The organism is Pedobacter segetis, assembly GCF_016623585.1.
GTDB lineage: Bacteria > Bacteroidota > Bacteroidia > Sphingobacteriales > Sphingobacteriaceae > Pseudopedobacter > Pseudopedobacter segetis.
In genome coordinates this window covers 51,278-76,739 of record NZ_JAEHFY010000004.1, presented here as the reverse complement: position 1 = coordinate 76,739, position 25,462 = coordinate 51,278, and the positions used below count along the sequence as shown (strand labels likewise).

At 36.0% G+C, this 25,462-nt stretch carries 22 protein-coding genes; 13 read left to right on the top strand and 9 right to left on the bottom strand.

Features of this window, described 5'->3' with window-relative positions; translation table 11 throughout:
- Positions 1–32: 32 nt before the first annotated feature.
- Both I5M32_RS03495 and I5M32_RS03490 read right to left on the bottom strand, forming a co-directional pair.
- Positions 33–389, bottom strand: a complete 357-nt coding sequence (locus I5M32_RS03495; protein WP_234461851.1) for a phosphoribosylpyrophosphate synthetase — start codon at positions 387–389, stop codon at positions 33–35.
- A gap of 18 nt (positions 390–407) precedes the next feature.
- On the bottom strand, positions 408–1,250 hold the full coding sequence (locus tag I5M32_RS03490) for a Cif family virulence factor (protein WP_200584790.1): 843 nt from the start codon (positions 1,248–1,250) through the stop codon (positions 408–410).
- 35 nt (positions 1,251–1,285) lie between these two features.
- Between I5M32_RS03490 and I5M32_RS03485 the strand changes: the two genes are divergently transcribed.
- Entirely contained in the window at positions 1,286–1,945 is a 660-nt protein-coding gene (locus I5M32_RS03485; protein WP_200584789.1) for a hypothetical protein, read from the top strand.
- 7 nt (positions 1,946–1,952) lie between these two features.
- Here I5M32_RS03485 and aat read toward each other — a convergent pair whose 3' ends face one another.
- Positions 1,953–2,579, bottom strand: a complete 627-nt coding sequence (gene aat, locus I5M32_RS03480) for a leucyl/phenylalanyl-tRNA--protein transferase (RefSeq protein WP_200584788.1) — start codon at positions 2,577–2,579, stop codon at positions 1,953–1,955.
- Positions 2,580–2,831: 252 nt separating this feature from the next.
- Between aat and I5M32_RS03475 the strand changes: the two genes are divergently transcribed.
- Genes I5M32_RS03475 through I5M32_RS03465 form a run of 3 tightly spaced genes read left to right on the top strand, consistent with a single transcriptional unit; the run spans position 2,832 to position 7,569 of the window.
- Positions 2,832–3,956, top strand: coding sequence for a lactonase family protein (locus tag I5M32_RS03475; RefSeq protein WP_200584787.1), 1,125 nt, complete (start codon positions 2,832–2,834; stop codon positions 3,954–3,956).
- Between the two features lie 21 nt (positions 3,957–3,977).
- Positions 3,978–5,495, top strand: coding sequence for a glycosyltransferase family 39 protein (locus tag I5M32_RS03470; RefSeq protein ID WP_200584786.1), 1,518 nt, complete (start codon positions 3,978–3,980; stop codon positions 5,493–5,495).
- Between the two features lie 22 nt (positions 5,496–5,517).
- Positions 5,518–7,569 carry a TonB-dependent receptor gene (locus I5M32_RS03465; protein ID WP_200584785.1) on the top strand — a complete coding sequence of 684 codons (2,052 nt, stop codon included), beginning with the start codon at positions 5,518–5,520 and terminating at the stop codon, positions 7,567–7,569.
- 75 nt (positions 7,570–7,644) lie between these two features.
- Here the strand turns inward: I5M32_RS03465 and I5M32_RS03460 are convergent, their stop codons facing one another.
- Genes I5M32_RS03460 through I5M32_RS03440 form a run of 5 tightly spaced genes read right to left on the bottom strand, consistent with a single transcriptional unit; the run spans position 7,645 to position 12,802 of the window.
- Complete coding sequence (locus tag I5M32_RS03460) at positions 7,645–8,262, bottom strand: ABC transporter ATP-binding protein (RefSeq protein WP_200584784.1); 618 nt, start codon at positions 8,260–8,262, stop codon at positions 7,645–7,647.
- A gap of 6 nt (positions 8,263–8,268) precedes the next feature.
- Positions 8,269–9,051 (bottom strand): acyl-ACP--UDP-N-acetylglucosamine O-acyltransferase, encoded by a 783-nt coding sequence (lpxA, locus tag I5M32_RS03455; RefSeq protein WP_200584783.1) that lies wholly within the window; start codon positions 9,049–9,051, stop codon positions 8,269–8,271.
- Positions 9,048–10,460 carry a bifunctional UDP-3-O-[3-hydroxymyristoyl] N-acetylglucosamine deacetylase/3-hydroxyacyl-ACP dehydratase gene (locus tag I5M32_RS03450; protein ID WP_200584782.1) on the bottom strand — a complete coding sequence of 471 codons (1,413 nt, stop codon included), beginning with the start codon at positions 10,458–10,460 and terminating at the stop codon, positions 9,048–9,050. Before I5M32_RS03450 ends, lpxA begins: the two co-directional genes overlap by 4 nt.
- 8 nt (positions 10,461–10,468) lie before the next feature.
- Positions 10,469–11,515: a UDP-3-O-(3-hydroxymyristoyl)glucosamine N-acyltransferase gene (gene lpxD / locus I5M32_RS03445; protein WP_200584781.1), complete on the bottom strand. Its 1,047-nt coding sequence runs from the start codon at positions 11,513–11,515 to the stop codon at positions 10,469–10,471.
- A gap of 60 nt (positions 11,516–11,575) precedes the next feature.
- On the bottom strand, positions 11,576–12,802 hold the full coding sequence (locus I5M32_RS03440) for an HD domain-containing protein (protein WP_200584780.1): 1,227 nt from the start codon (positions 12,800–12,802) through the stop codon (positions 11,576–11,578).
- 106 nt (positions 12,803–12,908) lie between these two features.
- On the opposite strand from I5M32_RS03440, the gene porX reads away from it, so the two are divergent.
- The 4 genes from porX (at position 12,909) to I5M32_RS03420 (ending at position 17,265) form a co-directional block, all read left to right on the top strand.
- On the top strand, positions 12,909–14,462 hold the full coding sequence (gene porX, locus I5M32_RS03435; RefSeq protein ID WP_200584779.1) for a T9SS response regulator signal transducer PorX: 1,554 nt from the start codon (positions 12,909–12,911) through the stop codon (positions 14,460–14,462).
- 12 nt (positions 14,463–14,474) lie between these two features.
- Positions 14,475–14,891 carry a tRNA (adenosine(37)-N6)-threonylcarbamoyltransferase complex ATPase subunit type 1 TsaE gene (gene tsaE / locus I5M32_RS03430; RefSeq protein ID WP_200584778.1) on the top strand — a complete coding sequence of 139 codons (417 nt, stop codon included), beginning with the start codon at positions 14,475–14,477 and terminating at the stop codon, positions 14,889–14,891.
- 205 nt (positions 14,892–15,096) lie between these two features.
- A complete protein-coding gene (locus tag I5M32_RS03425) occupies positions 15,097–16,323 on the top strand; it encodes an alanine dehydrogenase (RefSeq protein ID WP_234461850.1) in 1,227 nt (408 codons plus the stop codon).
- A gap of 3 nt (positions 16,324–16,326) precedes the next feature.
- Complete coding sequence (locus tag I5M32_RS03420) at positions 16,327–17,265, top strand: YihY/virulence factor BrkB family protein (protein WP_200584777.1); 939 nt, start codon at positions 16,327–16,329, stop codon at positions 17,263–17,265.
- A 103-nt stretch (positions 17,266–17,368) separates the two neighbouring features.
- Here the strand turns inward: I5M32_RS03420 and I5M32_RS03415 are convergent, their stop codons facing one another.
- The gene (locus tag I5M32_RS03415; protein WP_234461849.1) at positions 17,369–19,732 is read right to left on the bottom strand and encodes a TonB-dependent receptor; all 2,364 of its coding nucleotides are present in this window, start codon (positions 19,730–19,732) and stop codon (positions 17,369–17,371) included.
- A gap of 528 nt (positions 19,733–20,260) precedes the next feature.
- Here I5M32_RS03415 and I5M32_RS03410 point away from each other — a divergent pair.
- From I5M32_RS03410 to I5M32_RS03390, 5 genes are all read left to right on the top strand, one after another.
- Entirely contained in the window at positions 20,261–21,670 is a 1,410-nt protein-coding gene (locus tag I5M32_RS03410) for a tetratricopeptide repeat protein (RefSeq protein WP_200584775.1), read from the top strand.
- 73 nt (positions 21,671–21,743) lie between these two features.
- Entirely contained in the window at positions 21,744–22,508 is a 765-nt protein-coding gene (locus tag I5M32_RS03405) for a phosphosulfolactate synthase (RefSeq protein ID WP_200584774.1), read from the top strand.
- Between the two features lie 42 nt (positions 22,509–22,550).
- Positions 22,551–23,333 carry a shikimate dehydrogenase family protein gene (locus I5M32_RS03400; protein WP_200584773.1) on the top strand — a complete coding sequence of 261 codons (783 nt, stop codon included), beginning with the start codon at positions 22,551–22,553 and terminating at the stop codon, positions 23,331–23,333.
- 226 nt (positions 23,334–23,559) lie between these two features.
- Complete coding sequence (gldD, locus tag I5M32_RS03395) at positions 23,560–24,141, top strand: gliding motility lipoprotein GldD (protein WP_200584906.1); 582 nt, start codon at positions 23,560–23,562, stop codon at positions 24,139–24,141.
- Positions 24,142–24,151: 10 nt separating this feature from the next.
- Positions 24,152–25,462, top strand: a complete 1,311-nt coding sequence (locus I5M32_RS03390; RefSeq protein WP_200584772.1) for an alpha/beta hydrolase — start codon at positions 24,152–24,154, stop codon at positions 25,460–25,462.

Below are 25,462 nucleotides of genomic sequence, written 5' to 3'. Positions count from 1 at the left end.
TTTATATAAACCTCAAAAAATTATCAAGGCCTTTACTCTGTTAGTATCTCTACACCCTCCAAAAATTTTGTTTTCTGGGGATCGGCATACATCCCGTAAGCATCAACCAATAAACCTTTAGAATCGTCGGCACAGTGTATCGCGTACAAAATAGAGTTATCATCTGGGTTGCTCATCCCTTCAAAACGATGGATTTCTATTATCTTTAGTTCATGTTTTTCAAACTCTTTACCACCATCGTTGCTTTTTAATTTGCCCTCCTTAAAATCAAACTCATAAGTGTAGCCCAATTTCTTTAAACCGTTCATTGCTTCAGAAAGCGTATCGTAATCATTATTGCTGGCATTCATTTTCATGATAATTTTTGATTGATTTAAAACAAAATTCATACCTAAACAGTAAAATAGTTATTCTGCCTCTAAATACATGTCTAAAATAATATTCCATTTACTTTGTGCATCTTTTTGCCATATCCTTATGTAGTTGTACTTTTTTTGTCCAATGGTTGCTTTTCCGTTGGTGTAGGCTAAATCTCCACTAAAAGCCCTATCAACAAAGTTGGGGTAACTTGTAACCTGTTTGCCCATACCGTAAATAAAATTTACGGCATTTGCCTTCCCTATAATTGGTAATTTACCCGGAAAGTAATACCTCACTTCATCGGCATAAAAATCTTTAAAGTTCTTATTGCCAGTTTGGTTTAAAGCTTTACTAAGTAACAGATCTGTGCTAAAAACAATATCTTCCCTCATCTTCATCTTTTTGGGGCCAATTAGCTTTGGGTATTTATAATCAGAGGGGTCTAAGAATACTTGCTTTGCATCTGCAATAGGCTTATCATGGGCAATACCGGCATCTAAAGCCAATTCCCATTTCTTTTGTTGATTAGACCTCCAGATAGAAAGGTAATGCCCAAAAGAAGGCTGTTCGTTATTAAGTGTATATAAGCCAGTTGTAAAACCTAGTTCGCCATCTTTAGAGATCATGGCAAACTCGGGCTGCCACGATAAATTAGTGGCCTTTGAGGGGTTTTGATTATAATATTGTTTGATATTAACCGGGTTAGGCCTAAAAACCACGCCGTTTTTGCCCGTCATTTTCAAAAATGCCTCAGATATGCCTTCTTTGGCTACTTCTTCATTAAAATAGTTTTCCGTTTTGATCAACGATGAAACCGTACCATCGTTTTTTTGAGCTTTTGCCCCTAACAAAAATAAGAGCATGGCACCTATCAAGAATATTTTTTTCATTATTTTTACATTATCTGATTAAAAATTTACTGAATATGAAAAGCTTCAATATTACCATTTTATTTTTTTTTATTATAAGCCTTAACACAAAAGCACAATATCTTCAAGATATTTCTGGCAAACCATTATCTTTTAAAGCCTATACAGATGTAATAGGAAATCCGTATTTATATGATTATTGGAGCGATGGATCGGTGGTGACAAAAGGCGGGGTAACGCATGATAAATTAGCGCTAAAATATGATATCGTAAAAGACGAAATTTATTTCATGGCCGATAAGAACATTCCGATGGCTTTTGTAGATTCTATAAAAACTTTTGTTTTGGATAAAGTTACCGGAAAGGAAATTTTTACAAATGGTTTTCCGGAGGTAGATAATTTTGATAACAAAAGTTTTTACCAAGTGTTGTTTAAGGGTTCTGATGTATTGCTTTTATTTAAGGCAAGTAAATACATAACCGAGACCAAAGCTTATGGCTCTGCTACTACCGAGAAGAAATTTAACGAAAACAATTCTTATTACCTGTACAAAGACGGTAAAATGGAAAAATTTAAACCCTCTAAAAAAGAGTTCTTACAGATATTTAAAGATCAAGGCGCACAGGTTGAAACTTTTCTGAAGAAAGAAAACATTGATTTTAAAAACAACCTAGACTTGGTTAAAGTGTTCGATTTTTATTACGCCTTAAAGTAAACGCTTGCTATTTTAAATACTCGAAAAACGATCTTCTATCCATTAATTTAGCCCCCATTCTTTCTAGATGGCTAGAGTGTACCTGGCAATCTATTAAATCAATATTGGTGTTTTTACAAAGCCAGATCAACGCCAATTTTGAGGTATTGCTTTTTTTAGAGAACATAGACTCTCCACAAAAAACCTTATTTACAAACACTCCGTACAATCCGCCAACCAACACTTCGTTTTCCCAAACTTCAACAGAATGTGCATAACCCATTTGGTATAGCTTAAAATAAGCTTCTTGCATTTCTGGGGTTATCCATGTGCCATCTTGCCCTTCTCGCTTAGCATCGGCGCAAGCCATAATTACCTCCTTAAATACCTTGTTCAAAGTAATTTTAAACCTGTTAGAATTTAAAACCTGCCTCATGCTTTTGCTTATTTTAACATCGGCGGGGTACAACACAAAACGTTCTTTTGGGCTATACCAGAAAATCGGCGATCCTTCGCCAAACCATGGAAAAATCCCGTTTTGATAGGCAAGCATTAAACGCTGTGGGGATAAATCTCCGCCCACTGCCAATAACCCATCTTCATCTGCCAATGAAGGATCTGGAAAAACAAGTTCTTTGGTTAACCTATAAACCATACTTTAAATTATAAATCTAATTAAACCTTTTTGTTTTGCTTTAGTCTTAAAAAAGTAAGCGATTACACAATAAAATCTAGATTGGTTTTATAAAGTTTTAGTTTTTGGTTTTTTAGAAAAGGCTTTCCTCCCAAAGGAAGCCTTTTTTGCGTTAATGGCGCATCTCTATTAAACCCAACATAAGAAATTACATTTTACGCTAGTCTAGTTTTTTTTTGCACTTTTGAGGATTAACCAAAAAATCTTATCGAGATGAAAATTAAAATAATTTTAGCTTTATTGTTGATCCCATTCTTTAGCGTTGCCCAAAGGTACCAGCACCTGCTAATTGGCACCTATACCAAAAGTCAAAACAACGGCATTTTTGTTTATAAATTTGATACGCAAAGCGGTAACCTAAGTTTTGAATCTAAAACAGACAGTATTAAAAACCCTTCGTATTTGGCCATAAACAACAATGGCACAAAAGTTTATAGCGTTAGCGAACAAGGCAAGGATAGAAATGGGGCCGTAAATGCTTTTAACTTCGATTCTAAGACCGGGGAGCTTTCTTTTATAAATACGCAAAGCACAATAGGTGGCGGGCCTTGTTACATAAGCATTGCCAATGATAACAAATATGTTTTTACCGCCAACTACGGCACTGGCAGCGTAAGTGCTTTGCCTTTAAATAATGACGGTAGCGTTGCGCCGCTTGCCCAACTTATACAGCATGAAGGGAGCAGCATTAACAAGAACAGGCAGTTAGGCCCCCATGCCCATTCTGTTATATTTTCTAATGATGGGAAAACTTTGTTTAATGCAGATCTGGGGCTTGATAAATTATTCGCTTATGATTACGAACCTTTACTAAAAGACCCGCTTCAGAGCGCAGCGCAACCTTTTATAGATATAAACCCGGGGTTTGGCCCAAGGCACTTTGCTTTTAATAAAAAAGGAGATAAATTATACCTGCTATCAGAGATGAAAGCCGCCATTACCATATTTGATTATAAAGATAAAGTACTTAGCAAAAATAAGATCGTAGATCTAGACCAAGTTGGTTTTACCGGAAAAGACGGTGGCGCAGACATTCATTTATCTAACGATGGACGGTTTTTATATGCTACCAATAGAGGGGATGCTAATGAAATAGTGATATTTAAGATCGATGACAAAAACGGATCATTGACCAGAATTGGCTCCCAAAGCAGCTTAGGAAAAACGCCAAGAAATTTTGTGATAGACCCAACCGATTCGTTTTTATTAGTAGCCAACCAAGATTCTGACGATATTTATGTTTTTAGGAGAAACAAAAAAACGGGATTGCTAACCTATACCAATAAGATGTTGAGCATAGGCAACCCGGTATGTTTAAAAATGACCGCCGTTAAATAGCTTTGGTCTCTTATTTCAAAAATGATCAATAAAAAATTCCCTTGGTATATCTTGATCACAATTATATTATTGAAATTCCTCTTTCAATATCTTGTGATCTCATCTATTTATGAGTTACACCGAGACGAATTTTTACATCTTGATCAAGCCAATCACCTGCAATGGGGCTATCCCTCCGTTCCGCCTTTTACAAGTTGGCAAGCACTAATTATAAAATGGTTAGGAAATGGGCTTTTGTGGGTAAGGTTTTTTCCTGCTTTGGCCGGCGCACTTACTATTTGGGTTGTTTGGGAAACCGTAAAAGTTTTAAAAGGCACACTGTATGCTGCAATTATTGCTGCCTGTTGTGTTTTATTTTCTGGTTTATTGAGGATCAATATTCTTTTTCAACCAAATTCTTTCGATATACTTTTTTATACGCTAATCTTCTTTTTCATCATCAAATACATCAAAACAGAAAAAGAAATTAACCTTTATTATTTAGGAATTACTATTGGTTTTGGGCTTTTAAACAAATACAACATTATCTTTTTATTGATGGCCTTGGTGGTAAGCTTACCGTTTACCAAGCAAAGAAAACTATTTGTTAACCAACATTTTTGGCTGGCCATGTTGCTGGCATTGTTTATTGTATCGCCTAATATTTGGTGGCAAATAAAAAATCATTTTCCAGTAGTTTGGCACATGAAAACTCTGGCGAGAACTCAGTTAGAAAATGTTTCTAGGATTGATTTTGTGCTAGAACAGGTAAAGTTCTTTTTTGGTGCTATACCATTTTGGTTTGGGGGCTTATTGGCCATTGTGTTTTATAAGCCGTTTAAACCTTATAAGATTGTGGCTTTTGCCTACCTAAGCACCATTTTATTATTTATATATCTACATGGCAAAGCCTATTATGCCGTGGGTTTATATCCTATACTTTTTGCTTTTGGGGCTATTTACCTAGATCAACTTTTATCAAGCAAAAAAACCGCCTGGATCAAACCCACATTGGTAATATTTAATATTGCCCTCATAGCTTATTTTTCCCAAAAAATTTTCCCAATACTTTCTCCCCCACAAATTGTAAATAGAAGTAATTTTGGCGGTAAATTTGGTACGCATAAATGGGAAGATGGCAAAGAGCATCCAATTGAGCAAGATTTTGCCGATATGATCGGTTGGACAGAAATGGCTAACAAAACCGATAGTGCTTTCTTAAAAATCCATAAAACAGAAAGAAAGAATTTATTGGTGCTTACAGAAAATTATGGGCAAACAGGCGCCATCAATTATTACAGTAAAAACATTAAAAATGCGGTTTGCTACAGCTTAGATTATATCAAATACTTCCCCCATTTAAACCATCTGAAACATCTGATTTTTATTGGCGAAACACCCTATCCGTCTTTGATTGCACATTTTAAAAGCAATGTTAAAATTGGAGAGATCAATAATAAATATGCTAGGGAAAAAGGAGCGGTAATTTACCTGTTTTCTTATCCGGATCAATACATCATCAAAAAATTACAAATGCGTTTAAAAGATACTCAAGAATGATTTTTTTACCAATATACCATCAATGAGAACAGGCTATTTTCTTCTGATATTTATTTTCTTTAATTCTTATTGCTTTGGCCAGCAAAAAGATAGTACCCAAATATTAAACGAAGTGAAAGTTAAGGCCTATCTATCAGATAAAATATTGATCAGCTTACCCGCTACCGTTTCTGTTATCAATAAAAAGCAAATAGAACAAAGCGGCACACAATCTCTTTTGCCGGTATTAAATGGCGTTGCCGGTGTAAAGATGGAAGAACGATCGCCCGGGAGTTACCGTTTATCAATTAGAGGTAGTTTATTGCGTTCGCCGTTTGGCGTGAGAAACGTTAAGGTTTATTATGATGGTTTTCCTTTAACAGACGCTGGCGGAAACACCTATTTGAATTTGATCGATCAATCTGCTATTGAAAATATAGAGGTTTTAAAAGGGCCCGATGGCAGTTTATTTGGCGCAAATTCTGGTGGCGTAGTCTTAGTAAATACACTGGCTAAGGCCGATGGATTGAAAGCAAACATTTTAGCTGGATCTTATGGATTGTTTAAAGAAAATATAGCTTTTGATAAGAATGTGCAAAATTACGAGTTCAACATCCATCAATCTCATCAATATTCAAATGGGTATAGAGACCATAGCCAAATGAAGCGTAATTTTTTTCAGGCCGCCCAAAAATTAAATTACAATAACAAAGGAAGCATCAGGTTTTCTGGCTTTTACAGCGATTTGGATTATCAAACTCCGGGCGGTTTAACTTTAGCCCAAAAAGATGCAAAGCCAACAATGGCCAGGCCAAGCACCACATTTACTCCAGGTGCCGAAGAACAGAATGCCGGGGTTTTTAATAAGACCTTATTTGCAGGCATTAGTAATGAATATAGGTTCAATAACCATTTAAAACATATCTTATCTATCTCTGGCATCAGTACAGATTTTAAGAACCCTTTCATAACCAATTATGAGAAACGGCAAGAAAATTCTATTGCCCTGAGAACCTATCTCAACTATCAGAACAAAACCAATAAAAACCAAAAATATGAATGGAATTTAGGCTATGAATTTGGGCAAACCAATTCAGATATCTTGAATTATAATAATGATAAAGGAACGCCTACCACAATTATTGCGGCAGATAGGATTATAAATAAAGCGCAATTTGTGTTCACAAAATTTGATTTTGAGTTTAATAAAAAATTGAATGCCGAGGTTTCATCGAGCTTAAACTTTACCGATTATAAATTTAAACTTTTACCAGAATCTAATGGTTCTAGCATCGCCGGAAGGCAAAAACTTAAGCCTATTTTAATGCCGAAGCTGGCTTTGTCTTATCTATTGAACCCTAATTTTGTTTTAAGGGGGATCATTAGTAGAGGATTTTCTGCACCCACAACCGCAGAAGTTAGGGCTTCTGATGCAAAGATCAATACTGATCTGCAACCAGAAAAAGGGTGGAACTATGAAATGGGCCTAAGGTTTAGAACTCCATTTGAAAGAATTTACATTGATCTGGCGGGTTTTTATTACCGATTAAACAATGCCATTGTTAGGCGTGTAAATGCTAACGACCAAGATTTTTTTGTGAACGCGGGTGGTACCCAACAAAAAGGAGTAGAATTGGCTTTAAACGCAAATATCCTAAAAAAACCAACAGCTGTTTTGAACCAGATCACTTACCATACTGCACTCACAATTAACGATTTTAAGTTTAGTGATTATAAAGTTGCGGCCGATGATTTTAGCGGTAATATATTAACGGGCGTACCAAAATTCAATATCAGCAATAGCTTAGATTTAGATTTTAACCATGGTTTTAATGTTTTTATCCAACATCAATATAATGGAAAAACATCGTTAAATGATGCTTCTACGGTTTTTGCGGATAGTTATAATTTGATCATGGCAAAATTTGGGTACACCAGAAAAGTTGGCAATGCGGGTTTGAACCTCTATTTTGGAATTGATAATCTTTTAAACGAAAGTTATAGCTTAGGTAACGATTTGAATGCTTTCGGTAACAGATTCTATAATCCATCGGCAAAAAGGAATTACTTTTTTGGTTTGGGATTGAGGATTTGATACTTTAAGAGCTAAATACAAAAAAGCCGGAAGATGGGCAGAGGAGATTTATTTATATAGAAGGTACAGCGATCTCTATTTATAATCAGCAACAAGAATCTTGTGGTCACAAAAAGCATATTCATGAGCTTGGTTAGAGCATACGATAATCAGTCTGTTATCGGCAAAGGTTTTTACCAACTCTAGGTACCAAATAATTCCTTGCTCATCTAAATTGGCGGTTGGTTCGTCTAAAAGAAGTAAGGGCGTATCAGAACAAAAAGCTAATAACAGTTTTACCCTTTGTTTCATCCCAGAAGAAAAATATTTAAGCTGCTTGTTTTTACTTTTTTGCATGTTTAACAAATCAACTAATTGCTCATTTGTTAAACCATCTATCCTTTTTTTAAAGTTGAAATGAAATTCCAAGACTTCTAAAAGCGTAAACTCTTCAATTAAATCTAAATATGGCGCAGCAAGACTAAAATGTTGAAAAATTTCTTCTACCTGTATTTCTTTACCGGCCATGAAATAAGAAATGTTACCAACCGAAGATGTTAGCGCACCAGATATGATTTGTAGCAAGGTAGATTTACCAGAACCGTTGATCCCTAAAATGGCATAAGATTTTCCGGTTTCAAATGTATAATCGATATGGTTAAATATCCATTCTCTATTAAACCTTCTGCCAATTTGAGCTAGAACAATCTTCATCAAATGTTAACCATTGCCAAAGCTTTTCATCACGCCACGGTTAGAGTTTCTGATAAAATTGATAATCTCATCTCGTTCTTCTGTTGGCTTAAATTCTGCTTCAATAATATCCAAGGCTTTGGTAACATTGTTATGTTTTACAAACAGAATACGATAGATCTCTTGGATTTCGTTTATTTTCTCTGAAGTAAAGCCTCTTCTTCTTAAACCAACAGAATTAATGCCCGCATAAGAAAGCGGCTCTCTTGCTACTTTAACATAGGGCGGGATATCTTTTCTAACCAAAGAACCTCCGGTTACAAAAGAATAAGAACCAACCTTGCAGAATTGGTGTATGGCAACCATCCCGGCCAAAACAACGTTATCGCCAATGGTAATGTGGCCAGCAAGTGTTGTATTATTAGAAAAGATACAATTATCGCCTACTTCACAATCATGCGCTACGTGGCAATAAGCCATCAAAAGGCAATTTTTTCCCACTTTGGTTTCCCATTTATCAGAAGTGCCCCTGTTAATGGTTACATATTCTCTTATGGTAGTATTATCACCAATAACAGCGGTTGTTTCTTCGCCGGCATATTTTAGATCTTGCGGGATCGCAGAAATAACCGCACCGGGGAAAATCCTGCAATTTTTACCGATCCTTGCGCCATCCATAATGGTAACGCTAGATCCTATCCAAGTGCCTTCCCCAATCTCTACATCTTTATGGATAACTGCAAAGGGATCTATAACTACGCTGTTGGCTATTTTTGCCTGTGGGTGTATATATGCTAAGGGTTGTATCATTCTGGGTTTTCGGTTTCTTTAACTCTAGAAATTTGGGCCATCATTTCTGCTTCTACTACTACTTTATCTGCTACCATTCCAACGCCTTTCATTTGTGCAATTCCTCTTCTAATGGGCTCCATTAGATCACATCTGAAAATAATCGTATCGCCTGGCAGAACTTGTGCCCTAAAACGCACATTGTCTATCTTAAGAAAGTAGGTTAGGTAATTTTCTGGGTCTGGTACGGTACTTAATACTAAGATACCGCCTGTTTGTGCCATGGCTTCTATCTGTACTACACCTGGCAAAACAGGTGCGCCAGGAAAATGGCCTTTAAAAAACTCTTCGTTAATGGTTACGTTCTTTACGCCTACAACATAAGTTTTTGTTAGTTCTAGTATTTTATCGATATATAAAAATGGTTGCCTATGGGGCAAGATATTCATAATATCCGTAATGTTATAAAAAGGTTTTGCAGTTGGATCATAAAGATGCTGCACTTTTTTCTTTTTATCTTTTTTAATTGCTGCCTTTATTTTTTTTGCAAAAGCAACGTTTGCAGCGTGGCCAGGTCTGGCAGCCATTACGTGTCCTTTAATTGGTGTGCCGATCAAGGCTAGATCACCGATCATATCCAACAATTTATGTCGGGCAGGTTCATTTTGAAAACGTAATTCTATATTATTTAAAATCCCTTCTCGGGCAACCTTAATGTCTTCCCTACCAAATGCTTTGGCAAGGTCTTTTAATTCTTGTTCGCCAATCTCATGATCTACAATTACGATGGCATTGTTTATATCTCCGCCTTTGATGAGGTTATGTTTCAAAAGCATCTCTAGCTCATGTAAAAACACAAATGTGCGGCATGATGCAATCTCATCTTTAAAATCGCTAATGGAGGTTATGGTAGAGTGTTGGCTTCCTAAAACCGGAGAGTTATAATCTACCATACAAGTAAAACGATAATCGTCTAAGGGCATGATCACCATTTCTACTTTACGATCTTCTTCTGAGTAATGTATATTGTGCTGAACATGATAATATTCCCTTTCTGCATCTTGCTCTTTAAAGCCCACGCTTTCGAGGGCGTTTACAAACTCTACGGCGCTCCCGTCTAAGATAGGCACTTCAATACCGTTTAGCTCAATCATCACATTATCAACCTCGCAACCAACCAAAGCCGCCAAAACGTGTTCTGTAGTGCTTACGCTGGCCCCGTTTGCGGTTAAAGTGGTACTTCTTGAGGTATCAGAAACGTTATCTACGTCTGCATCAATTACAGGGTGATCGGGCAAGTCTGTACGCTTGAATTTATACCCATGATTTTCTGGTGCGGGCTTAAAAGTTAAAGTAACCTTCGCCCCTGTGTGTAAACCAACTCCAGATAAACTTATTTCAGATTTTATTGTTCTTTGCCTAGGATTCATAAATAAAATTATTTGGGAAGATTTTCTTGCATTCTTTTGATCAATTTCTGCAATTCTTCAATCTTGCGCTCCATTTCTGGTAGTCTTTGGATAATTACCTGTGAACGCATATAACTTTGATATGTTTGGGCAGGCGCACCTCCCCATTTTTTGTTCTCTTCTTCTATGGATTTGTTGATGCCCGATTTGGCCTGTATTTGTGTCCCTTTTGCCAAAGATACATGACCAACAACGCCAACTTGCCCTCCGATAATATTACTTTCGCCAATTTTCGCACTCCCAGAAATCCCTGTTTGAGATGCGATAACGGTATTTTTCCCGATCTCTGCATTATGGGCAATTTGTATCAAATTATCTAATTTTACCCCTTTTCTAATAATTGTAGAACCCATTGTTGCCCTATCTATACATGTATTTGCACCAATTTCTACATTATCTTCTATTACCACATTGCCAATTTGGTTTACTTTCACATAAGAGCCGTCTTGTTGTGGTGCAAAACCAAAACCATCACTCCCAATTACGGTACTGGCATGTATGGTTACTTTGTTGCCAATGATACAATCGTGATAGATTTTAGCCCCCGCTTGTATAGAGCAATCGTTACCGATTTTCACATCATCGCCGATATAGCATTGTGGATATATTTTTGTGTTATCCCCAATTTGCGCACCGGCAGCAATATACGCAAAGGCACCTATGTAAACGTCTTTACCTATTGTTGCATCAGGATGTATAAAAGAAGGTTCTTCAATTCCCTTTTTATTTAGTTTTAGGCTATTGTACCTTTCTAAGAGTATAGAAAAACTGCTGTAAGCATCCTTTACCTTAATTAAGGTAGAACTTATAGGCTTATCAATAATAAGGTCCTCGTTTACAATAACCACAGAAGCATTAGTGGTGTAGAGGAAGGCCTCATATTTAGGATTGGCCAAAAAAGACAATGCCCCTTCCTGTGCTTCCTCTATTTTTGCTAACTGACTAACCTTTACATCTGGGTTACCTTCTAAAGTGCCGTTAAGTAAAAGGTTAATCTCTTTTGCGGTAAATTGCATGTTCCAAAATTAATTGATATTATTAAATGAACAAATTGTTATTAAATTATAATGCTTTTTTCATTCTTCTACTTTTGTGTAACAAAGAATGTTTTTAGTAACAATTTTAGATAAAGCTTCTAAATTGGCATTATCAGAAACGGTTGCTATATCTCTTAATTGTCCGTTCTTCATCAAAATATTGATGCTTCCGTTACCAATTTTATAAGCCATATTATTTACACTGCCGGTAAAAACAAAATATTTTGCTTGGTCCATAGAGATGTTTAAACTTTTGACAATGTGAGCTCTTAATTGGTTTAACCTGCTCTCTTCTGGCAGATCATAGCTAATTTCTACTTTATAAAGGTTCCTATTGATCAAATTGGCACATAACGTTCTTAAAATAAGATCATCATCATGTTGCCAAACTTTTACGGCAGCCATTACATCATGATCATCTAACAACGCAAAATATTTTAAGTTATCGTGGTTTTCAGAAAAAATATCTGCATTGATATTAGTATAAAGGAAATGTTTTAAAGCCGGAGTTGCAAATAATTGATAGCCAGTATTGGCAAGTTCTCTTGCCCTTTCTAATATTTTAACCAACAATTGCTCTGCGGCAACTACGGTTTTGTGTAGATATACTTGCCAATACATTAATCTGCGGGCAATCAAAAACTTTTCTATAGAGTAGATTCCCTTCTCCTCTACCACCAAATTATTATCCTTGATGTTTAATAGCTTTATGATCCTATCAGAACTTACCATACCTTCGGTAACGCCACTAAAAAAACTATCCCTGTTAAGATAATCTAGACGATCTAGATCTAATTGGCCCGATATCAATTGGCAAAGAAACTTTTTATGGTATTTATTATTGAATATATTTAATGCCAGGTCCAATTTTCCGCCAAATTCCCTATTCAAATTGTCCATCAGCATAATGCTGATTTTTTCATGCGATACACCTTTAACGATGGTATGTTCTAAAGCATGAGAAAATGGCCCATGCCCAATATCATGCAATAAAATTGCGATACAAGCAGCCTCTTCTTCTTCTTTTGTGATGGTATGCCCCCTACTTTGTAAATGCTCTAAGGCAAGTTGCATCAGGTGCATTGCGCCCAAAGCATGATGAAAACGGGTGTGCAATGCACCAGGGTAAACCAAATGCGTCATCCCCAGCTGTTTGATATACCTTAATCTTTGAAAATAAGGATGCTCTATCAAATCAAACAATAAAGGGGTTTTAATACTTATAAATCCGTAAACTGGATCGTTTATTATTTTGTTCTTATTCAACCTAAATAAATTATAAGGCACAAAAATTGCTAATTTTAGCTCTCGAGTTAATTCTTGGCAAATATTGAGAAATTAAAAAGAAAATCAGCGAATTAGAAATTTTTATATGCAGTTAGCAAATATATTGTGGGCCGATGATGAAATTGACCTTTTAAAACCACACATCCTTTTCCTTAACGAAAAAGGCTACCAGATCGATACAGCCACCAACGGAAGGGATGCTTTAGACATTTTTAAAACAAAGGATTTCGACCTTGTTTTCTTGGATGAAAATATGCCCGGTTTAACCGGATTAGAAACCTTGAGCAGCATCAAAACCATTAACCCAGATGTACCGGTTGTAATGATCACCAAAAGCGAGGAAGAGTATTTGATGGAAGATGCCATTGGTTTTAAAATTGACGATTATCTGATCAAACCCGTAAACCCGAAGCAAATTCTGTTGACTATCAAAAAATTGATTGATAACAAAAGGTTGGTGAGCGAAAAAACCTCTATGGCCTACCAACAAGACTTTAGGAATTTAGGGATGATATTAAACGATAACCTAAACTACCAAGAATGGGTTGATGTTTATAAAAAACTGATCTTTTGGGAGCTAGAACTAGAGAAGTTGGAAGATGCCGGGATGCATGAGATTTTGACGATGCAAAAATCAGAGGCTAATGCACAGTTTTCTAAATTTATAGAGAAGAATTATTTAGAGTGGGTAAAAAACCAAGATAAAGCACCAATGCTATCGCACCAATTGTTTAAGAAAAAGATTTTTCCAAACCTGAGCGAGCAGATACCTACGTTCTTCATACTGATTGATAACCTTCGTTATGACCAATGGAAGATCATCAATCCTATTATCTCAGAATATTTTAGGCTAGAGGATGAAGAAACCTATTTTAGTATCTTACCAACCGCAACCCAATATGCAAGAAACGCGATATTTTCTGGCCTGATGCCCTCAGATATGGAAAAACGTTTTCCAGAAATGTGGCAAAACGATGAAGACGAGGGCGGAAAGAATCTGTTTGAGGAAAAGTTTTTAGAAGACCAGATCAAGCGTTCGGTTAAAAAAGACCTTAAATTCTCTTATCATAAAATATTAAATCAAGATCAGGGCAGAAACCTAAACGATTCTTTGCCTAATTTAATGGGCAACGAGTTAAATGCAATTGTTTACAACTTTGTTGATATGCTTTCCCATGCCCGTACAGATATGCAGATGATACGTGAACTGGCAAACGATGATGCTGCCTATCGATCTTTAACGCTCTCTTGGTTTGAGCATTCTCCGCTCTTAGATTTAATCAAAAAATTGGCCCAAAAGAAAGTTAGGTTAATTATTACCACGGATCATGGTACCATAAGGGTTAAAAGCCCTAGTAAAGTTATCGGGGACAAAAACACCAATTCTAATTTAAGGTACAAACAAGGCAAAAACCTAAATTACAACAGTAAAGACGTTTTTTTAGTTAAAAACCCCGCAGATGCCATGTTGCCCAAATTACACGTAAGCTCTAGCTATATTTTTGCAAAAGAAGATTCATATTTTGTTTACCAAAACAATTATAACCAGTTTGTTAATTATTTTAATGAGACTTTTCAGCATGGCGGAATTTCTTTAGAAGAAATGATCATCCCTATTGTTACCTATAAAAACAAATAATATTTTTATGGCATGAAGATTAAAGTTGCCAGTCTTATTGGTTTAGAAGATGTGGCAAAAACAATATTAAACCAAGCTAACAAAGAAAAGATATTTCTCTTTTTCGGAAGTATGGGCGCAGGAAAAACAACATTAATTAATAAATTATGTGAACTTTTAGGCACAAAAGACCATACCAGCAGTCCAACTTTTTCTATCGTGAACGAGTATGAGCTAGAGAACGGAAGCATATTCCATTTTGATTTTTACCGATTAAAGAACCAGAATGAAGGTTTTGATATGGGTTATGAAGATTATTTTTATTCTGGGAATTATTGCTTTGTAGAATGGCCAGAAAAAATAGCCGATCTATTGCCAGAACATTATACTAAAGTACAGATTGAGATTTTGGGCGAGACAGAAAGAGAGATCGAATTGAGCGTTATTTAAAACCCTCTAGCAAAGAGCCGATAAAGGTTTTTATAAATTTAGCAGAGAAATAAAAATAGGTTTTGTGTTAACGATAGAAATGGCAGCCCCGCCTGTATTTCGGGCAGGCTTTTTTTGCTCTTGCCCTTTAGCAAGTTGCAAAATGAGATACATCTGCCAGCTGGCGGAGTATTAAAATGCCCATTTAATGATATAAAGAACTAAAATGGATACTAAACTGATGGGTGGATTTACCGAGGTTGCAAAACAAGCGATGATGCAGCCACAAGAAACTTTGGCCCCTACAAAAGTTAAAAAAAACAGTCTGTATATCGGCATACCCAAAGAAACTTCATTTCAAGAGAATAGGATTGCGCTAACACCGCTTTCTGTGGCTTTATTGGTAAATAACGGGCATGAAGTTGTTATAGAATCTGGTGCTGGGATGGGCGCAAATTTTGCAGATATTAAATACAGCGAGCAAGGCGCAAAAATAGTTTATGATGTCAAAGAAGTTTACCAGGCAAATATCATCATAAAAATTGCCCCTCCAACAATGGAAGAAGTGGGCATGATGAAGCATAACCAGATTTTGTTCTCAACCTTGCAAATGTCAACCATGAAACAAGATTATGTGCAAGCATTAATGTCTAAAAAGATCACCGCCTTAGCTTTTGAATATTTACGCGATGAGTTTAATGTTTTAACCGTTGTGAGAGCAATGAGCGAAATTGTAGGCTCTACCTCGGTTTTAATAGCGGCAGAATATGTAAGCAATGTATTTGGCGGCAAAGGATTGATGCTTGGCGGTGTTACAGGTGTGCCACCTACCGAAATAGTAATCTTGGGCGCCGGTACGGTTGGTGAGTATGCCGCAAGAACGGCCATAGCTTTGGGCGCAGAGGTAAAGGTTTTTGATACTTCTTTGTTTAGATTGCGCCGCTTGCAGGATAACATTGGGTGCAAGGTTTTTACATCTGTTATGCAACCCATTGTTTTAGAAAAAGCCATTACAACCTGTGATGTGGTAATTGGTGCCATTAGGGCAAACCACGGCCGCAGCCCATGTGTGGTAAGCGAAGAAACCGTTGCCAAGATGAAACCCAACTCGGTAATCATTGATGTAAGCATTGATCAGGGAGGTTGTTTTGAAACATCTGAAGTTACCAACCATAAAAAACCGGTTTTTAGAAAACATGACGTTATACACTACTGTGTACCTAATATTGCTTCGCGTGTTAGCAGAACAGCTACCTATGCCTTAACAAACATTGTAACGCCTATATTAGTTGATATTGGCGATATGGGCGGAATTATGAACTTAATTTGGGAAAAAACTGGCATAAGAAATGCAGTATATCTTTACCAAGGAGCCATGACTAATAAAGACCTGGCCCAAAGATTCAATTTGCCACATAAAGACCTTAATCTATTAGTGGTAAGTAACCGCTGATTTATGGTGATTAAAAAAAACTTTAAATACTATTTCAATGTTTTAAGTGAAACCTTTAGTTCTTTTATGGGCGATAAAGGTTTAAAATTGAGCGCCGCTCTGGCTTATTACACCATATTCTCTTTAGCCCCCATGATGATAGTTTTAATCTCTATCGGTGGGATTTTTTACGGGCAAGATGCTTTACAGGGCAAAGTTTTTGGGCAGATCAATGATCTAATAGGGAGCGATGCCGCTTTACAGATCCAAGAAATTTTGCAAAAGCTAGCACTTTCTGGCAAAAGTACCGTTGCCGCAACAATAGGTGTAATCACTTTAATTATTGGCGCATCGGGTATTTTTATAGAGATCCAAGATTCTATAAACATGATCTGGAGGGTTAAGGCCGTACCTAAGAAAGGATGGTTAAAACTAGTTATCAATAGGGTTTTATCTCTTTCTATGATTGCTAGTTTAGGTTTTATCTTGATTGTTTCGCTCTTGATAAACAGCGTAATTGCTGCGTTTAGCGACGTTTTGAGTAGGTATCTCCCAGATTTTACCCTCGTTTTTATAGATATCATCAACCTTGGGATAACTTTTATTGTTTTAATGGGGCTATTCGCAATTATCTATAAAGTACTGCCCGACGCAGAAATTACCTGGAAACAGGTAAAAGCAGGTGCTTTTTTTACCGCTCTTTTATTTATGCTGGGTAAATATTTAATAGGCTTATACGTTCGGTATGCTGCCGTTGGCGATATTTACGGTGCTGCCGGAACTACCATAATCATTGCCGTTTGGGTTTATTATTCTGCCGCTATCTTATATTTTGGGGCAGAGTTTACTTGGGCTTATGCAAAAATCAGGGGCGATATTATCAAACCTTCTAAACATGCTGTTGCCCTCAAAATAGTTGAAACAGAAATGCGCCATGGAGATGGTATTGATCTGAATCAGTAAAATTTAATCTTCAGAGCCTGTTTAAAATTATATTGTAAACAGGCTCTTAACACTTTCTTTTTTTAACCCTTTTTAGTCAATATTAAATGCTTATGGCTAAAAATTAAAACTTATAAGAAATAGTGGTTAAAAATTGCCTAGGTGCAATTGGGTTTACACTATAATTCTCATGCACTATATAATTTAACTCATTTGTTATGTTTGAGACTTTTGCTAAAATAGACATCTTTTTAAAGCTATAACCCGCCGATAGATCAAAAGTGGTAAAACCATTTAAAGGCACAATTCTATTATAATTTTGTGTTTGCCCAACTTTATTGTTCCAGCCTGCAAATCTATTTCCGGTATAAAAACCAGATGCACCCAATTTTAAGCCTTTAACTTTTCCTCTGTTAAAAGTATAAAACAAGGTTCCGTTGGCCGTATGCGGCACATTTCTTACAAGCTGCTCTCCTAAAATTGGGCTGTTCTTTTTATCAGATACATTTGTAAACCTCATAAAATCATAACTGTAACCCGCTAAAAAGCTCAACTCGCCTACTATATGTCCACTTAGATCAATCTCGAAGCCATCGCTCGTGGTCTCGCCCAAAAACTCTTGAATGTTTCTATCGTTATTAACCGTTACCCCATCTGCCATAAACTCTGCCTGTTGGGTAGTATTGCTGTTGATTATTTTATAAATCGTAAAATTTGCAGAAAATTTATTCTGGAACAGATCTTTTTTAAGGCCTAACTCAAACTGATTGATGATGGAGGGCGACAAGTTTACCAAATAAACATCAGTACCTGTGTTTACCTCAAAACTATTGGCATAACTCCCAAAAAATGAAGTTGTTTTATTGGGCTGATAAACTAAACCAATTCTGGGAGAGAAAGCGTCGTCTGATCTGCTTGTAGTCCCATTAATAGCTGTTTTACCCGTTTCAGCATCCTTTATTGATTGGTTGGCTATGTGCTGGTAGCTATATCTTATACCAGTTAACAACTTTAATTTTTTGGTTAGGCTGATCAAATCTTGTGCATAAACCCCAAACCTATACGTTGGCGATTTTGTAACGGTCAATAAAGTTGCGCCGGGTTCATCGGTACGGGCAGAGAATTTATTGGGATCCAGAATATTGATCTTATCATAAGTTGCAAAAGAAGCGTATCCGTTATTGGTGGTTTTATAGCTATCTGCATCTGTACCTAATAAAACCTGATGCGCAATTTTTCCTGTATTAAATTTTCCCGTTAAATTTAGCTGGCCATTAAAATAATCCTCAAAAGAATTAGCCTTTGTTAAATTCCTGCTCCAATCTCCGTTTGCTTCCGCTTGTATGCGTTCTGTTGAAAAATAATTACGATCGTAATTTTGGTAACCAGCAATAAAGTTTAGTTTCCAACCATTTAACAGTTCTTTATCAACAGTAACAGAAGCGGTAGTTTGGTTAACTTTATTGTATGCCCACGGAGTGTTAAAAAAGCTTTGCCTGCTAATGTTTGTTGGTATCTTATTATCTAAAGTGCCTATACCAAAATCTGGCGTGTTATTATATTTAAGATAATCGGCCTGCAGCAATACGTTTGTTTTTTCTCCTATTTTATAGTTTAAAGACGGGCTTACATATATTTTATCAGACTTTACGTTATTTCTAAAGCTACCAGCGTTTTCATAGGTACTTACTATCCTAAAAGCCAGTTTTTTAGCTATTGGGCCATAAACATCTACAATTGGTTTGTAGGTATCGTAACTTCCGGTACGCAAAGAAACCTCGCCACCAAAATTATATTTGGGCTTTTTGGTAACCATATTAACCACCGCACCAGAGCTTACGTTACCATAAAGCAATGCGGCGCTCCCTTTTAAAACCTCTACGCTTTCTAAAGTGCTTGCTTCTGGCATAACAGAAGAGCTAACCGCCGATCCATTTTTTAAGAGGCTGTTTTTTCCCAAACTGTAACCTCTAGCGTAAAAAGATTCTGAAGTACCGCCCCTTGCTGTGCCTAAGGCAACTCCATTAACATTTTGGATAACATCGCTTAGTTTATTTACCTGTTGGTTTTCTATAATTTGATTGCTGATGATAGAAACACTTTGCGGCAGATCAAACCCTTTAACACCGCTTTTGCCAACAGAAACTGGTTTTTGGTTGATGGTTTTGCTAGATACAACCCTTACTTCCTCTATCTTTTGGGTGTTTACCTTAAAAGTAAAATCTAAATTCTCAACATCCTCCTTTAAATTAAATTTAATCTCTTGTGCTGCTGCACCTGTTAGCTTTACGCTGATGCTATAATCTCCAGAAACTAAATTAGAGAAAGAATACCTTCCCTGCCCATTGGTATAAGCTGCCTTTTGTTTTGGTTTTAAAATTACGGTAGCGTTTTCTACGGGCTTACCGTTCTCTATCACAACCCCAGAAACAGAAAATCTTTTTGTTTCTTGTGCTTGTAGGTTTATAGAAATAAATAAAACGAACATTAGAAAGAGGCTACATTTTTTATTCGGATAAATATGCGTCATGGTTATTCTTATTAAGATTAATTCTAATTAATGACGCAAAGAAAACAATCTGTCCCGATTTTTGCAAATTTTATTTAGATTAAATATAAATTAATACCTAACTTTATGATAATTAACATATTATAATAATATATATTTAACATTCTTAAAAGAAAGCGACCACTAATAGATGGGTAGGATCCAAATGATTTATTAAAACCAAATGATTAGAAATCTCTTTGGTTTTTCAAATTACAATTTTACTTAGCGCATATAAATATGCAAATTGTGATAATAATTTGGCTTTCGCCGATGCTGATAATCACAAAAAAAATAACGCTATTTATTTAAAAACCAATTAATTAACATTATCTTAAACTATTTGTTGATAAATAAACCGATTGGCATTTAATTAAAAATTATAATTTGAGAGTAATAATACCATCAAAGGCATCGGTCTTTTTAATATTGTTATAAAATAAACGTTCTCATTAAAACCTATATCAAATGGAAGATGACTTTGAATTTGAGTTTACTGAAGACCCAAAACTATCAGTAGAGCGTTACGAAGAAATGATCCGCAACCAGGACCAATACTTTTTTGACGCTTTAGCATTTGAAAACATCATAGATTATTATATCGATAAAAACGACCCCATAAAGGCCTTACAGGTAATTGATTATGCGGTTTCACAACATCCTTTTGCGGCTGTTTTCCATATCAAAAAAGCCCAATTGTATGTTTTTACCAACCAGATAAGCCTAGCTTTTGAATCATTAGAAAAAGCCGAGATGCTTGAACCTTCTGATGCAGACATTTACATGATAAAAGGCAACATCTTTGAAACCATGGAACGCCATGATGATGCCATCGAAAATTTAAAAAGAGCATTGGAAATGGCCGAAAACAAAGATGAGGTTCTAATGCAGATTTCTTTTGTTTACCAAAACATGGGCGATTACGAAGAAGCCATTAAGTACCTGAAACTTTGTTTAGAAAACAACATGGAAAACCAAGATGCCTTGTATGAAATGGCCTTTTGTTATGATGTTTTGGATAAGCAAGAAGAAAGCATACAGTTTTATGAGCAATACATAGATAGCGAACCTTACTCTTTTGCCGCATGGTACAATTTAGGCAACGCTTTCCATAAGTTAAGTTTGTTTGAAAAAGCAATAGATGCTTATGATTATGCCATTTTAATCAAAGAAAGCTTTGCCTCGGCATATTTTAATAAAGGTAACGCCTTGGTGCAATTAGATCGTTTTAACGAAGCCATAGAGGTTTATCGTCAAACTTTTGAGTACGAACCACCAAATGCAGATACCTATTGCGCCATGGGCGAGTGTTATGAAAAGCTGGAGAAAATGGACGAGGCCCGGTCTTTTTACAAAAAGGCCGTAAAGATGGATACCAAAATGGCCGATGCTTGGTACGGGATCGGTGTAACGCTAGATTTTGAGGAACGCTATTTTGAATCTTTGCACTTTTATAAAAAAGCTTTAAATATTGATGATGAAAACCCCGATTACTGGTTTGCCATTGCCGATGCCCATTATAAACTAAATAATTTAGAAGAGTCTGTAACCGCTTATGAAAAGGTAATAGAATTTAACCCTTTAGATGTTGAAGCCTGGCTAGATTATTCTTCCATCGTATTTGAGCAAAACGATCTAAAGAAATGTTTAGAGATTATTGCAGAAGGGATTAAGAACAACCCAGACTCAGCAGAACTATATTACCGTTTTGTAGCCTATTTATTTGCAGACGGGCAATATAACGAGGCACTAAATCAGTTACAAACCGCATTAAGTACCGATGCAGAAAAACACTATTTATTGTTTGAGTATTTGCCCCAATTGCAGTCTAACAAGGTAATTATTGATATTATCAATAGTTATATAAAACTAGATTAATGTAAAAATCTATAGGTTAAAACGATCCGGATATAAAATTTCGGATTTTTTTTTTGACTTTTGATCCCGAAATATGAATTATAAATTAAATAATATACCAAACCGAACGGTTAAACCTCGTGAAAAAGGATTAACCATGGTAATGGATAAAGGGCTTAGCCTTAGGCAAGTAGAAGATTTTATAGAAGTTGCTGGCTCACATACAGATATTGTAAAATTGGGTTGGACCACCTCTTTTGTTACCCCAAACCTCAAAGAAAAATTAAAGCTTTACCGGGATAACAACATTCCCGTTTATTTTGGGGGTACTTTATTTGAAGCTTTTGTTATCAGAAATCAGTTTGATGATTACAGAAAAGTATTGGATGAGTACGATATGAAATACGTAGAGGTGTCTGATGGATCGATAGAGATCAATCATGACGAAAAATGTGAATATATTAGTAAGCTGAGCAGCCAGGTTACCGTAATTTCTGAAGTTGGCTCTAAAGACGAAAAGAAAATATTTGCCCCTTATAAATGGATCAAATTAATGAAAGCAGAAATTGAAGCCGGATCTTGGAAGGTAATTGCCGAAGCTAGAGAAGGTGGAAACGTTGGCATTTATAGAGATTCTGGCGAAGTTAGGCAAGGCTTGGTTGATGAGATCTTAACACAGATACCAGAAGAAACCATTATCTGGGAAGCACCACAAAAGGCGCAACAAGTATGGTTTATAGAATTGATCGGTTCTAATGTTAACTTAGGCAATATAGCCCCTGCAGAGGTTATCCCGCTAGAAACCATTCGTTTGGGTTTACGCGGCGATACCTTCAATCATTTTTTAAATATGAAATAATAAAAAAAGCGTTTGTTTAAACGCTTTTTTGATTTTGTGCTGATGAAAAAATATGGTTTAATTGGGTATCCCTTAACCCACTCTTTCTCTGAAAAATATTTTACAGAAAAATTCGAGAAAGAAAACATCAAAGATGCCGCTTATAGATTAATATCCATGGAAAATATTAATGATTTCCCAGATTTGATCAAAAGCGACCCGGATTTGCGTGGGATCAACGTTACCATACCACATAAAATAAATATCCTCCCTTTTTTAGACGAGCTAAGCGAAGAAGCCGCAGGTGTGGGAGCGGTTAACTGCATTAAAGTTTGTACAGGGAAATCTGTTAGCGCATTAATGATGGGAGAACTATCTACCCTAAAAGGCAAAAAATTAATTGGCCATAATACAGATGCTTACGGCTTTCTAAATTCTATTTCTCCTTATCTTAAACCTTACCATAAAGAAGCTTTAATTTTAGGTAACGGAGGTGCGGCAAAAGCCATTCAATATGTTTTTAAAAAGTTGCATATCCCTTTTAAACTGGTAAGCAGAAACGCTAAAAAAGGCATGTTAAGCTATGAGCAATTATCTCAGAAAGTGATCAAAGAGCATCAAATCATAGTAAATACTTCTCCTTTGGGCACTTATCCTAATGTTGATGAATGTCCAGATATTCCGTATCGATTTTTAACGGATAAGCACTTATTGTACGACTTGGTTTATAACCCTGCAGAAACCCTATTCTTGCAAAAGGGCAAAGCGCAGGGTGCAAGCATAAAAAATGGTGCAGATATGTTGGTGCTTCAGGCAGAAAAATCTTGGGAAATCTGGAACAAATGATTTTTTTTCTGCTGCCGATGATGCACCAATGAAACCAATCAAAAATCGGATAAGAAAACAATGACAATCTAATTGAGATAACCTTAAACAAAGAGATTAGCAGGATCTTATAATTGCAGCATTAGTGTAAAATGTATGTCCACAATAATCTATCGGCAAACAATTGGCGGAATACTGACAAACAAATAATCAAAAAATGATTAGAATTATTTACCTTCAAAGCCTGATGAAATATTTGTTTTTTCTGATCTTTTTTGCGCTCTTAATCACTTCTTGTGGCAATAATCAAGATTATGCACCAAAGCCAAGGGCTTATTTTAGGTTAGAGTTCCCTAAAAAACAATATCAAAATTTTGATAAAAACCCATTCTATAGTTTTGAGTACCCAACTTATGCCAAAATGTATTTGGATAGTGCCGATGGAAACCGCCCAAACTGGTACAACCTTACCTTTCCACAATTTAACGGGCGATTGCATATCAGCTATTATCAGATCAAATCCGAAAAAGAGCTTAACAATTTGATTGAAGATTCTAGAAAGCTAGCCTTTAAACATACCGTAAAAGCCACCGGGATTGATGAAGGAGTAATATCATCCCCAATAAATAAGGTTTATGGCATTTATTACACCATTGATGGCAATACAGCCTCTTCCACACAATTTTTTTTAACAGATAGCACAAAAAACTTTTTACGTGGAGCCTTATATTTTAATGAAAAACCTCAGGCAGATTCTATACAACCTGTTATAGATTTTATAAAAACAGATATTGATAGATTGATCAAGACCTTAAAATGGAAACATTAAAAATTACAAAATGAAAGAAATTAAAATACTGATCTTTTTTTTGTTGATGAGTTTTTCTGCCTTTTCGCAAGGCATCTTTGAACATATTAACATTGCAAACGATTTTTTTGATAAATTGGATAAGGGAAAATATACAGAGGCCCAAAACCTATTTGATGATAGCGTAAAAACTAAACTTAAACCAGAAACATTAGAAAAAATTTGGGGTCAGTTACAAGCAAACCTAGGAAAGTTAGTTTCTATAGATGGCGCTCAAAACAAAACACAGGGCCAATATCAAATAGTTGTACTAAATTGTAAGTTTACCAATGCTACCCAACCTTTTCAATTTGTTTTTAATAAAACAAATAAGCTTGTCGGTTTTTTTGCTGCTCCAAAAACGCCTATCGAAGAATATAAACTACCGGCTTATGCCGATACCTCGCGATATGTAGAAAAACTGATCAATATTAAATCTGGAGAACATGACCTGCCCGCCATGCTCACTTTACCAAGAGACAGCATGAATTGCCCCATTGTTGTTTTGGTACATGGATCTGGCCCATCAGATATGGACGAAACCATAGGCGCTCACAAACCTTTTAAAGATATTGCCCTTGGTTTAGCCTCAAAGGGAATTGCTTCCATCAGGTACGTTAAGAGAACAATGTTGTTTCCTCAAGATTTTAGAGGTGCTTTTACCACAAAAGAAGAAGTGGAAGACGATGCCCTAAACGTTATCGCCTATGCAAAAACAATCCCACAGGTGGATTCTACAAAATTATACCTATTTGGGCATAGTTTGGGTGGGATGTTAGCACCAAGAATTGCCTCTAAAACCAATTTGAAAGGATTAATTTTGGCAGCTGCACCAGCAAGAAAGTTACAGGATATTTCTTTAGAGCAAAACAACTATTTCTATGCGCTTTCTAAAGATACCACCAAATTAGGCAAAGAAGCTTTGACCGAGGCCGCCAAACAACTAAACTTCACTAAAACCTTAACCGCCAAAACCTTGCCGGCAGATTCTTTGATATTAGGCCTGCCCGCATCTTATTGGGTAGATTTGAACGGATACAACCAAATAGCTACCGCAAAAAAACTGGATGATAGGATCTTGATCATACAAGGCGGAAATGATTTTCAGGTAAGCGATAAAGATTTTAATTTATGGGTTGCCGGTTTAAAAGGCAAAAAACAGGTAGATTCTAAAATTTACCCCTTGCTTAACCATCTTTTTTCTTTTGAAAGTGAAAAAGGAACCCTTGCCCAATACCAAAAACCGGGCAATGTAGATCAAACCGTAATTGATGATATGGCAAGCTGGATACTTGAAAAATAA

Coding starts and splice junctions, on each gene's coding strand:
- I5M32_RS03495 (WP_234461851.1), bottom strand. CDS start 389: ATGAATTTTGTTTTAAATCAATCAAAAATTATCATGAAAATGAATGCC.
- I5M32_RS03490 (WP_200584790.1), bottom strand. CDS start 1,250: ATGAAAAAAATATTCTTGATAGGTGCCATGCTCTTATTTTTGTTAGGG.
- I5M32_RS03485 (WP_200584789.1), top strand. CDS start 1,286: ATGAAAAGCTTCAATATTACCATTTTATTTTTTTTTATTATAAGCCTT.
- aat (WP_200584788.1), bottom strand. CDS start 2,579: ATGGTTTATAGGTTAACCAAAGAACTTGTTTTTCCAGATCCTTCATTG.
- I5M32_RS03475 (WP_200584787.1), top strand. CDS start 2,832: ATGAAAATTAAAATAATTTTAGCTTTATTGTTGATCCCATTCTTTAGC.
- I5M32_RS03470 (WP_200584786.1), top strand. CDS start 3,978: ATGATCAATAAAAAATTCCCTTGGTATATCTTGATCACAATTATATTA.
- I5M32_RS03465 (WP_200584785.1), top strand. CDS start 5,518: ATGAGAACAGGCTATTTTCTTCTGATATTTATTTTCTTTAATTCTTAT.
- I5M32_RS03460 (WP_200584784.1), bottom strand. CDS start 8,262: ATGAAGATTGTTCTAGCTCAAATTGGCAGAAGGTTTAATAGAGAATGG.
- lpxA (WP_200584783.1), bottom strand. CDS start 9,051: ATGATACAACCCTTAGCATATATACACCCACAGGCAAAAATAGCCAAC.
- I5M32_RS03450 (WP_200584782.1), bottom strand. CDS start 10,460: ATGAATCCTAGGCAAAGAACAATAAAATCTGAAATAAGTTTATCTGGA.
- lpxD (WP_200584781.1), bottom strand. CDS start 11,515: ATGCAATTTACCGCAAAAGAGATTAACCTTTTACTTAACGGCACTTTA.
- porX (WP_200584779.1), top strand. CDS start 12,909: ATGCAGTTAGCAAATATATTGTGGGCCGATGATGAAATTGACCTTTTA.
- tsaE (WP_200584778.1), top strand. CDS start 14,475: ATGAAGATTAAAGTTGCCAGTCTTATTGGTTTAGAAGATGTGGCAAAA.
- I5M32_RS03425 (WP_234461850.1), top strand. CDS start 15,097: ATGGATACTAAACTGATGGGTGGATTTACCGAGGTTGCAAAACAAGCG.
- I5M32_RS03420 (WP_200584777.1), top strand. CDS start 16,327: ATGGTGATTAAAAAAAACTTTAAATACTATTTCAATGTTTTAAGTGAA.
- I5M32_RS03415 (WP_234461849.1), bottom strand. CDS start 19,732: ATGTTCGTTTTATTTATTTCTATAAACCTACAAGCACAAGAAACAAAA.
- I5M32_RS03410 (WP_200584775.1), top strand. CDS start 20,261: ATGGAAGATGACTTTGAATTTGAGTTTACTGAAGACCCAAAACTATCA.
- I5M32_RS03405 (WP_200584774.1), top strand. CDS start 21,744: ATGAATTATAAATTAAATAATATACCAAACCGAACGGTTAAACCTCGT.
- I5M32_RS03400 (WP_200584773.1), top strand. CDS start 22,551: ATGAAAAAATATGGTTTAATTGGGTATCCCTTAACCCACTCTTTCTCT.
- gldD (WP_200584906.1), top strand. CDS start 23,560: ATGAAATATTTGTTTTTTCTGATCTTTTTTGCGCTCTTAATCACTTCT.
- I5M32_RS03390 (WP_200584772.1), top strand. CDS start 24,152: ATGAAAGAAATTAAAATACTGATCTTTTTTTTGTTGATGAGTTTTTCT.